The organism is Candidatus Cloacimonadota bacterium, from assembly GCA_020532355.1.
Taxonomy (GTDB): Bacteria; Cloacimonadota; Cloacimonadia; order Cloacimonadales; family Cloacimonadaceae; genus UBA5456.
On the sequence record JAJBBD010000262.1, the window covers coordinates 1 to 3,355 of the forward strand.

Sequence of the window (3,355 nt, forward strand, 5' to 3'; positions counted from 1 at the left end):
AATAGTTTTCCAGCAATAATTTCTAATGTGAAATTAATAAAAGAAAAGTATCCGGATTTTTTTAAAGAATATGTGAACTTCATTGCGGTTTTACACAATAAAAATTCTGTAGAAAGCATAATGTATTTCTTTAAAAACAATTTTGACAAGGTTCCTATGATTGCACCACTGAATACATCTGGAATTCTACCAGAAAAGACTGAAGAGTTTAAAAATATTTACCATGACTATATTGATAGTATTAATCGGTCAAACAACCTGAATAGGATAGTTACAGAGCTAGGCGCAAAGTCTCCTGAAATAAGGGACACTTTTATCTTTTGTAAACAGTATGGAGGAACTTTTTTTGAAGACTATTCTGAACTCTTCTCTAGTAATGCCACACTTTTCCCAACTGGCACATGCTTCCCTTTTGGGCGTAAAATGTTTATCACCACAGATGGCAGCATACATACATGCGAAAAAATTGATTATAAATACTCATTTGGAAATGTTATTAACAAAACAATCCGCTTAAATTCAAAATTTATAGTAGAAACTTTTAATAGATACCTTGACAACATAAGTAAGTCATGTTCATCGTGCTATATGCTTGAGAGTTGCCCGCATTGTTTATACTTAATTGATGATATAGAAAATAAAAATGTCCAATGCCCTGGCTACTTAAATTATGAAGATTTTTCAAAAAAATGCTCGACAATTCTATCCCGATTAGAAAAAAATAGGGAGATGTTTAATGAGATTGTAAATGATATCATATTTGTTTAATACTTTATTTTGTTGATGATGGGAACTTCTAAAAAACATTGGCTTTATCTTGAGCCATACTGCTATCTGAACAGTGATGAAAGGTTTGGAATTATTTGGCTATTCCAGTTCGTTTTGTGCCAGTGATTTCGGTCGCATAGTGCCAGTGATTTCGGTTCAAACTGTGCCATTTTTTAGCATTAAGGCATAATGAATTCGAAAAGGTAACGGTTCGTTTTGTGCCACCCGGTGCCCGGCCCCGTTTCAAAAACGGTTCGTTTTGTGCCACTTTGGAAGATCAAGTATAAACCGCTATATCGCAAGAAAAAAAATGTGATATGGCTAACACGCTTGATCCGATGGATTTAAAACAGATTATTACCCTAAAAAGGGACGGTATGAGCAACCGACAAATTGGCGAGATGCTCGACATTTCTCGCAATACGGTAAATACCTACATTCATTTCTTTAAGGCATGCGGCCATCATTTCGATGAGCTTTTGAAAATGGAAAACGCGCAGCTAGAAGAACTTTTTACCTCAAAAACAACGATTCGGAACCCACGGTTCGACCAGCTGATGCTCTATTTCGATAAGGTGAATGCGGCACGCAATCACCCGGGCTTCACCTTTTTGTTTCACCATAACCAGTACAAGCAAGAGGTCGCCAACCCCTACAGCTACACCCAGTTTATGGAGCACTATAAGCGGAAGTTCGCTAAGGTTAAGGGCTCGATGAAGCTCGAGCATGAGGCGGGGAAAGAGGTTTTTATCGACTACGCGGGCAAAAAACTACACATCGTAGACAGGGAGACCGGAAAGCGCATTCCCGTTGAAATGTTCATCGCAATTTTGCCCAGCAGTCAATACACCTATGCCGAGGCTACCATGAGCCAAAAGCGTGAGGATATGATAGGTAGTATGGGGAATACCTTTTCATTTTTCGGCGGTGTTCCAAAAGCCATTGTCTCGGATAATTTGAAGTCGGCCGTTACAAGGGCCAGCAAGTATGAGGCGGATATCAACCGGACGTTTAAAGATTTTGCCCTACACTATAGCTGCGTAATCAACCCCACCCGAAGCTACTCTCCACAGGATAAAGCGCTGGTTGAAAATGCGGTTCAGCTGGTTTACCAGCGAATTTACTACCCCATGCGTGAGATGGTTTTCTTCTCGCTCGAAGACCTGAACCGTGAAGTAAGAAGGCGATTGGCTGATTACAACAACCTGCTTTTTCAACGCAAGCAGGCGAGCCGAAAAGAGCTATTCCAATCAGTGGAGCGTGGTTACTTAAAGCCTCTGCCAGCTGAACGATACGAGATTAAGGATTACAGGCGAGCCAAAGTGCAGAAGATTGGGTACGTTTACTTCTCGCCCGACAAGAGCTACTACAGCGTACCCTACCGCTATATCGGCAAAACAACCCTAATTCATTACACCAAATCAACGGTTGAGATCTACTACGATTATCAACGGATTGCTTTTCATAAGCGTAATCCAAGCATGGGCGTTTACAATACCAACAAGGACCATCTAAGCAGCACCCACAAGGCTTATACCGAATGGAGTCCTGATTACTTCAGGAAGCTGGCATCAAAACACGGCAATGACGTTATGGCCATTATTGACGCGCTGGTAACAAACCGTGATTATCCTGAAATATTCTACAAGCGGGCCATGGGAATTATCCAGCTCCACCGGGTATACGGCTCGGAAAGATTAAACAGCGCCTGTAAACGAGCCCTGTACCTGGGCACCGATTCGTATAAACACATTAGCAACATTTTGAAAAACGGCAAGGACAAGGAACCGCTCATAATGGAACTAGCAACAGATCCCCATATTCCGAAGCATGAAAATATCCGGGGAGCATCAAATTACAAATAATCACTAAAAACAGCACGAATGAACAACAATCAAACCGTAGAGAAGCTAAAGCAAATGCGACTCAATGCCATGGCTGAACTACATCTTAGGTATGTGAAAAACAACCAGCTAAACGAGAGCACGCCCGATGAGTACCTGGCATTGCTGACCGATCATGAATGGGAAAACAAGCAGAATCAAAAAATAGAGAGGCTGATAAAACAAGCGGGATTTCGTCAAAAAACGGATATAACCGAGATTGATTTTAGTGCCACTCGAAACCTGGACAGGAATATGTTTAACCGACTGGCCACCCTAGACTTTTTAAAAAGGAGTGAAAATATTATCATAACAGGCGCTTCGGGGGTTGGTAAAAGCTTTATCGCTCAGGCTTTAGGGTATAAATCATGTTTTGAAGGGCACAAGGTTATGTATTCAAATACGGCCCGTTTATTTGCCAAATTAAAGCTATCAAAGGCTGATGGTACATACATCCGCGAGCTCCAGAAACTTCAAAAGGTAAACCTTCTTATTTTAGATGATTTTGGATTACACGCATTTGATAATAGCACCCGAGAAATATTAATGGACATTATCGACGACAGGTATAGTAGGGAGTCAACAATTATATCCTCCCAAATACCCGTATCCGTTTGGTACGACATCATTGGAGAAGGAACGATTGCGGATGCTATTTTGGATAGAATTATAAACTCATCTCATAGAATTGATCTCAAGGGGGA

3 protein-coding genes are annotated in these 3,355 nt (G+C 40.9%); all 3 read left to right on the forward strand.

Features of this window, described 5'->3' with window-relative positions:
- On the forward strand, positions 1-768 hold a 768-nt coding region (locus tag LHW48_09050), incomplete at its 5' end, for a hypothetical protein (protein ID MCB5260597.1).
- A 317-nt stretch (positions 769-1,085) separates the two neighbouring features.
- Positions 1,086-2,633, forward strand: a complete 1,548-nt coding sequence (istA, locus tag LHW48_09055) for an IS21 family transposase (GenBank protein ID MCB5260598.1) — start codon at positions 1,086-1,088, stop codon at positions 2,631-2,633.
- 18 nt (positions 2,634-2,651) lie between these two features.
- On the forward strand, positions 2,652-3,355 hold a 704-nt coding region (gene istB, locus LHW48_09060), incomplete at its 3' end, for an IS21-like element helper ATPase IstB (protein ID MCB5260599.1).